This window comes from Saccharothrix sabaoui (assembly GCF_051756985.1).
Classification (GTDB): Bacteria; Actinomycetota; Actinomycetes; order Mycobacteriales; family Pseudonocardiaceae; genus Actinosynnema.
Genome location: NZ_JBPKJK010000272.1, coordinates 1 through 6,841, shown reverse-complemented (window position 1 = coordinate 6,841; position 6,841 = coordinate 1). Strand labels below are relative to the sequence as shown.

5 protein-coding genes are annotated in these 6,841 nt (G+C 73.0%); all 5 read right to left on the bottom strand.

Annotated features, from left to right (window positions below):
- A partial coding sequence (gene treS / locus ACR807_RS40410; protein ID WP_438926833.1) for a maltose alpha-D-glucosyltransferase occupies positions 1-1,184 on the bottom strand: 1,184 nt, incomplete at its 3' end.
- Positions 1,181-3,136 carry a maltotransferase domain-containing protein gene (locus tag ACR807_RS40405; RefSeq protein ID WP_438926832.1) on the bottom strand — a complete coding sequence of 652 codons (1,956 nt, stop codon included), beginning with the start codon at positions 3,134-3,136 and terminating at the stop codon, positions 1,181-1,183. The genes ACR807_RS40405 and treS, both read right to left, overlap by 4 nt.
- 28 nt (positions 3,137-3,164) lie before the next feature.
- Positions 3,165-4,040 carry an ankyrin repeat domain-containing protein gene (locus ACR807_RS40400; RefSeq protein ID WP_438926831.1) on the bottom strand — a complete coding sequence of 292 codons (876 nt, stop codon included), beginning with the start codon at positions 4,038-4,040 and terminating at the stop codon, positions 3,165-3,167.
- Between the two features lie 262 nt (positions 4,041-4,302).
- Positions 4,303-4,803 carry a nuclear transport factor 2 family protein gene (locus ACR807_RS40395; protein WP_438926830.1) on the bottom strand — a complete coding sequence of 167 codons (501 nt, stop codon included), beginning with the start codon at positions 4,801-4,803 and terminating at the stop codon, positions 4,303-4,305.
- A gap of 179 nt (positions 4,804-4,982) precedes the next feature.
- On the bottom strand, positions 4,983-6,398 hold the full coding sequence (locus tag ACR807_RS40390; RefSeq protein WP_438926829.1) for an MFS transporter: 1,416 nt from the start codon (positions 6,396-6,398) through the stop codon (positions 4,983-4,985).
- Between the last annotated feature and the right edge of the window lie 443 nt (positions 6,399-6,841).

Below are 6,841 nucleotides of genomic sequence, written 5' to 3'. Positions count from 1 at the left end.
CAGATGTTGTCGCCCATGCCGATCTCGTCGCCGTAGTACAGGACCGGTGAGCCGGGCAGCGACAGCAGCAGGGCGGTAAACAGCTCCTGCTGGTCGCGGTCGTTCTCCAGCAGCGGGGCGAGGCGGCGCCGGATGCCGATGTTCGCCTTCATCCGCGGGTCCTTCGCGTACTCGGCGTACATGTAGTCGCGCTCCTCGTCGGTGACCATCTCCAGGGTCAGCTCGTCGTGGTTGCGCAGGAAGATGCCCCACTGGGCCTTGGCCGGGATCTCGGGCGTCCGGGCGAGGATCTCCGAGATGGGCAGGCGCGACTCGCGCCGCACCGCCATGAAGATGCGCGGCATCAGCGGGAAGTGGAACGCCATGTGGCACTCGTCGCCGCCGACCTCCGGGTCGCCGAAGTACTCCACGACGTCCGACGGCCACTGGTTCGCCTCGGCCAGCAGCACGCGCCCGGGGTACTCGTCGTCCACCACCTTGCGGCACAGCTTGAGGAACTCGTGCGTGCGCGGCAGGTTCTCCCCGTTCGTGCCCTCCTCCTCGAACAGGTAGGGCACCGCGTCCAGCCGGAACCCGTCGATGCCGAGGTCCAGCCAGAAGCGCAGGACGTCGAGCATGGCCTCCTGCACGGCCGGGTTCTCGTAGTTCAGGTCCGGCTGGTGGGAGAAGAACCGGTGCCAGTAGAACTGGCCGCGCACCGGGTCGAACGTCCAGTTCGACGTCTCCGTGTCGACGAAGATGATCCGCGCGTCGGCGTACCCCCGGTCGTCGTCGCTCCAGACGTAGTGGTCGCCGTACGGGCCGGCCGGGTCGGTGCGCGACGCCTGGAACCACGGGTGCGCGTCGCTCGTGTGGTTCATCACCAGGTCGGTGACGACCCGGATGCCGCGCCGGTGCGCCTCGTCCAGCAGGTGCACGAAGTCCTCCACGGTGCCGAACTCGGGCAGCACCGCGCGGAAGTCGCTGATGTCGTAGCCGCCGTCGCGCAGCGGCGAGGCGTAGAACGGCGGCAGCCACAGGCAGTCCACGCCGAGCCACTGGAGGTAGTCCAGCTTCCCGGCCAGGCCGCGCAGGTCGCCCGTGCCGTCGTGGTCGTCGTCGTGGAACGCCCTGACCAGCACCTCGTAGAAGACCGCCCGCTTGTACCACTCGTCGTCCACCGGCAGCGGTCGCGCCTTCTTCACTGCTGCTCCTCCACGGACACGATGTGCGCGACCCGCTCCGGGCCGAGCCTGACGTAGTTGGACCGCCCCCAGTCGAAGACCTCGCCGGTCACCTCGTCGCGGGCGGCGAAGCGCGCGTCGCCGGGCAGGCCCAGGGCCGCCAGGTCGAGCGTCACCGTGCCCTCGCGCGGCCGGTGCGGGTCGAGCGTGACGACGCAGACCACCGCGCGGCCCGTGCCCGGGTCGGTCTTCGAGTAGGCGATCAGGTGGTCGTCGTCGGTCTCGTGGAACCGCAGCGTGCGCAGCTGCCGCAGCGCCGGGTGCGCCCGCCGGACGCGGTTGAGCGCCGCCAGCCACGGCTGGAGCCCCGCCACGCCGAAGTCGCGCGGCCTGAGCTGGTACTTCTCCGAGTCCAGGTACTCCTCGCCACCCGGCCGCACGGCCTCGTGCTCGAACAGCTCGTAGCCCGAGTACACGCCCCACGACGGCGACAGCGTCGCCGCCAGCGCGGCCCGCAGCGCGAACATGCCCGGCCCGCCCACCTGCAACGACTCGTGCAGGATGTCCGGCGTGTTCACCCACAGGTTCGGCGTGCCCTCGTCGGCGTGCTCGACCAGGTCGCGGCCGAACTCCTCCAGCTCCCGCTTCGCGGTGCGCCAGGTGAAGTACGTGTAGTGCTGGGTGAAGCCGAGCCGCGACAGGCCGTGCAGGCGCGCCGGGCGGGTGAACGACTCGGACAGGAACAGCACGTCCGGGTCGGTGTCCTTGACCTGCCAGATCAGCCAGTGCCAGAAGTCCGGCGGCTTGGTGTGCGGGTTGTCCACCCGGAACACCCGCACGCCCAGCGAGATCCAGTGCCGCACCACCCGCAGCACCTCGGCGTACAGGCCGTGGGGCTCGTTATCGAAGTTCAGCGGGTAGATGTCCTCGTAGCGCTTCGGCGGGTTCTCCGCGAACGCGATCGAGCCGTCCGGGCGGCTCGTGAACCACTCGGGGTGCGCGTCGACCCACGGGTGGTCCGGCGCGCACTGGAGCGCCAGGTCCAGCGCGACCTCCAGGCCGTGCGCCCCCGCCCTGGCCACGAACCGGGCGAAGTCCGCCTCCGTGCCCAGCTCCGGGTGCACCGCGTCGTGGCCGCCGTGCTGCGAGCCGATCGCCCACGGCGAGCCGACGTCACCGGGTCCGGCGGTGGTGGAGTTGTTGCGGCCCTTGCGGTTGACCTCGCCGATCGGGTGGATCGGCGGCAGGTACAGCACGTCGAAGCCCAGGTCGGCGATCCGCGCCAGCTCCCGCTCGGCGGTGGCGAACGTGCCGTGCACCGCCCGCCCCTCGCCGTCCACGCCGCCCGTGGAGCGCGGGAACAGCTCGTACCAGGCGGAGAACCGGGCCCTCTCCCGGTCGACCCACACGTGGTGCGTGCGGCCCCGGGTCACCAGCTCGCGCACCGGGTGCTCGTGCATCACCCGCGCCACCGCCCCGGACAGCGCCGCCTCCACCCGCCGGGCCAGGCCGTACCCGGTCTCCCGCAGCGCGACCGCGGCCAGCCGCAGCAGCGGCCTCTCCGCGCGGCGGCGCAGGCGGCGGGCGGCGCGGTCCAGCAGCCGCGCCCCCGCCTCCAGGTCGTTGGCCAACCGCTCGGCGTCCTGCCCGGCGGTCAGCTTCGCCGACACCGCGCTCCGCCACGTCGTCCACGGGTCGCTCCACGCGTCCACCCGGAACGTCCACGCGCCCTCCCGGTCCGGCACGACCACCGCGCCCCACCGGTCCAGGCCCGCGCCCCGCGGGACCATCCGCACCTCGGTCGCCCCGGCGTCACCGGGGCCGCGCCACACCACCGTCGCGGCGACCGCGTCGTGGCCCTCCCGCCACACCGTCGCGGCCACCGGCACGTGCTCGCCGACGACGGCCTTCGCCGGGTGGCGGCCCGAGCTGACCTCGGGGGTGACGTCGTCGACCACCAACCGCCCGCTCACGTCGAACCTCCGCTCTCGTCGTCCGGGATCAGGAGAAGAGGGCACTCGCGGCCTCCGGCGCGAGCAGCTCGCGCGCCAGGTCCAGCGGGCTGCGGCCGAGGTGGTCGACCAGGTCGGCGCGGGCGCCCGAGGTCAGCAGCACGCGGGCGGCCTCGACGTTGCCGTGGCGGACCGCGACGTGCAGCGGCGACTGGCCCGTCGTGGCGACCGGCGCGTCCACGACCGCCCCGGCGCGCACCAGGGCGGTGACGACCTCCGCGCCGCCGTGCTCGGCCGCCTTGTGCAGGGCGGTCTGGCCGGAGCGGTCGGTGACCAGCACGTCCGCACCGCCGCCGAGCAGCGTGCGGACCACCGCGCCGTCACCGCGGGCGGCGGCGACCTGGAGCGCCGTCAGGCCGGTGGTCCGGTCGTGGTGGTCCGGGTCGCCGCCGAACGACAGCAGCTCGCGGACCCCGTGCGCGTCACCGGCCGCGGCGGCGGCGTGCAGGCGCTCCTCGCGGTCCGCGTTGAAGGCGTTGACCTCGGTGTTCGGGTCGAAGTACACCTTCCAGTGGGTGATCTTGCCCTGCTCGTTGAGGACCACGCGGTGCATGTCCTCGATCTCGAACAACACCTTCGTGCGGGTGTGCCGCCCCTTCGTGTAGACCACCGCGCACGCCGTGGCGCCATCGACGTAGAGGCCGCGCAGGCCGTAGTCGAGCACCTCGGTCGTGTCGGCGCGCACCCGGAACGCCTCGGCGACCTCGTTCAGGCCGACGTGCGTGCCGAGGTACGGGATGACCGCGTTCCACTGGTCCTGCGGCAGCTCCAGCACGATCGACGGGGACAGGCCCGCCGTGATCGCGTCCATGTCGCCGCGGCCGATGGCGCCGTACCAGTCGTCGACGATCTTGCGCGTGTCCATGCGGATTTCCTTTCGGCACAGGGGGATTCCCTCTGCTCCCAGGCTGGCAGCGATCCGCGGCGGGCACGAGGAACGGCGTTCTACTGCGGCAACATGCCGAGGTGGCCGGGGAACCTGCCCGGGTCGCGGCAGAACCCGGCCGTACCGGGGAAATGCGCTCGCGGGGGAGGTCCGGGCGCGGGGGAGGTCCGGGCGCGGAAAAGGGAGAACCCGCCGCACCTGTCGGGTGTGCGGCGGGTTCTCCCCCGTCGTGCGCGCGGGGTCAGTTGTAGCGACCGATGACGTCCTGGATGAGGCCGTCGCGCACCAGGTACTCGTAGTAGAAGACCTCCTTGCCGCCATGGCCGGTGTCGTAGTCGTAGTCGACGCGGTAGCGGTCGCCGTTCCAGCTCGTGCCGGTCACCGCGTACCGACCGCCCGCCTCGATCACCTCGGGGTCGAGGAAGCGGTCCATGATGTCCTTGCGGGACGGGTAGATCCGGCCGACGCTGTCGAACCGGGCGTCCTCGGCGAAGACCGCCGCGACGCCCGCCGAGTCACCCGCGTTGGCCGCCTCCAGGAACCGCTCGGCCAACCCGGGCGCGGCGGCCCGGTCCGCGTCGGACAGCGGCGCGGACACCGGACCGCTCGTGCTGCTCGCCCCCGTGCCGCTCGTCGTCTGCTGCCCCGCCCGTGCCGGCGCCTCCTGCCCGCCGCACGCCGCGACGGCCGCGAACGCCAGCACCGCTATGCCGACCCCTGCCCTGCCGGTTCTCCTGCGCATGTCGTGCCTTCCTCGCTCTCGGCGGAAAAAACTGGGTACCCCTCGGCCCGGAGGTCTGGGGAACCTCCGGGCCGAAGATCGGGATGCGGCGCACTCGTGCGGGGGTGGCGTGCGCCTGTCCCGCGCGACCGACCCCGGGGGGCGGTGCGGTCGACGCGGGACTCCCGAGCCGGTTGGTCTCAGGTGCGTCGCGCGCCTCGCGTCAGGAAGGCGATGAAGCCGATGCCGACGACGATCACGGCGATCGCGGCCAGGTAGGCCGCGTGGTAGCCGGCCAGCACGTCACCGGGTTCGCCGGTGGCGCCGACCGTGGCGGAGAGCGTGACCAGCGCGGCCACGCCGACGCTGCCGCCGAGCTGCTGCGCGGTGACGTTCAGGGCGCCCGCCACGCCGTGCTCGTGCTGCGGGACACCGGTCAGCGAGGCCGCCGTGAGGCCCGCGAACGCGACGCCCTGGCCGACGCTCATGACGAGCACGGCCGGGAACACGTCCAGCCAGTAGCCGCCGTCCAGCGGCGTGACCGCCCACAGCCCGGTGCCCGCCGCGATGAGCAGCAGACCCGTGATCAGCAGCGGGCGCTGGCCGACGCGCGCCATCACCCGGCCCGCGACGTTCGCGCTGAGCACCACCGTGATGCCCATCGGCAGGATCGCCAGGCCCGACTGGAGCGGCGTGTAGCCGAGCAGGCCCTGGAGGTAGAGCGGCGCGAAGAACAGCACGGCGAGCACGGCCGTGAAGAACACGACGGCCGCGATGGTCGCCGCGCTCACCGCGGGCAGCCGGAAGATGGACAGCTGGAGCAGCGGGTCGCGGGCGCGCAGCTCCCACCAGACGAAGCCGACGAGCAGCGCCGCGGACAGGGCGAGCGGGCCGAGCGTCATCGCGTCCGTCCAGCTGCCGTGGCTCGCCTGGCTCAGCCCGAGCACCGCCAGCAGCAGGCCGCCGGTGACCGCGGTGGCGCCGATGACGTCCAGCGGTTCGCGGTTGCGGCTGCCCGCCGGCAGCACCGACTTGACCGCGGCGAGCACCGCCAGGCCGATGAGGACGTTGAACACGAACACCGCGCGCCAGCTGAACAGGTCGGTGAGCACGCCGCCGATCACGACGCCCGCGCTGAAGCTCGACGCGCCGACGGAGGTGTAGACGGCGAGCGCCTTGTTGCGGCGCGGGCCCTCGGGGAACAGCTCGGTCAGCAGGGCCAGCGAGGCAGGCCCGGACAGCGCCGCGCCGACCCCCTGGAGGGCGCGGGCGACCATCAGCACCTCGGCCACCGGCGCCACCGCGGCCACGACCGTGGCCACCGTGAAGAGGCCGACGCCGGCGGTGAACACCCGGCGCCGCCCCAGCACGTCGGCGGCCCGACCGCCGAACAGGAGGAAGCCCGCGAACGTGACCGCGTACGAGGTCATCGTCCACTGGAGACCGCTGCTGCCGATGCCGAGGTCCTGGCCGATGACGGGCAGCGCCGCGTTGACCACGGCCACGCTGCTGGTGTCGAGCGCGAGCGCGGCGGCCAGCACGACGACCGCGATCCACCGGGGGTTGCCGTCGTCCCGGGGGGTGGGGGTGTCGACGGGGTCGACATGGGTGGACATGAGTGTTTCTCCAGTTCAAGTGCGGTAGGCGCGGCCCGCGTCACACGCCTTCGCCCACCGCCCGCACCGCCCGCTCACCGACGCCGGGGCGCGGAGCGGGGGGTGGGGCGAGGCGAGCGGACGCGGCCGTCGCTTCGGGTGGCGCGATGATCGGGTTCATGTCACGGTTGTCGCGTGCCGTTGCGGCTGTGGCGGCTGCGGTAACTGCGGCTGCTGCTGCGGCGAGTGCGGCCGGTGACACGATCGGGTGATCATCGAAAATTGATGTACGTAAACGGGGATTCGCCACTCGGTTGAGAGAAGCGGACCCCCGAGACCACCCGCCGACCATCCCGGAACCGGCCCCAGCCGGACCAGGACGAGCGGCGGGGACGAGAGCCGCCGGCCCACCGGGAGCCGCCGCACCCACGACGGCGAGCCCCCACCCCCGCACCGCGCCGGCC

Coding starts and splice junctions, on each gene's coding strand:
- ACR807_RS40390 (WP_438926829.1), bottom strand. CDS start 6,398: ATGTCCACCCATGTCGACCCCGTCGACACCCCCACCCCCCGGGACGAC.
- ACR807_RS40395 (WP_438926830.1), bottom strand. CDS start 4,803: ATGCGCAGGAGAACCGGCAGGGCAGGGGTCGGCATAGCGGTGCTGGCG.
- ACR807_RS40400 (WP_438926831.1), bottom strand. CDS start 4,040: ATGGACACGCGCAAGATCGTCGACGACTGGTACGGCGCCATCGGCCGC.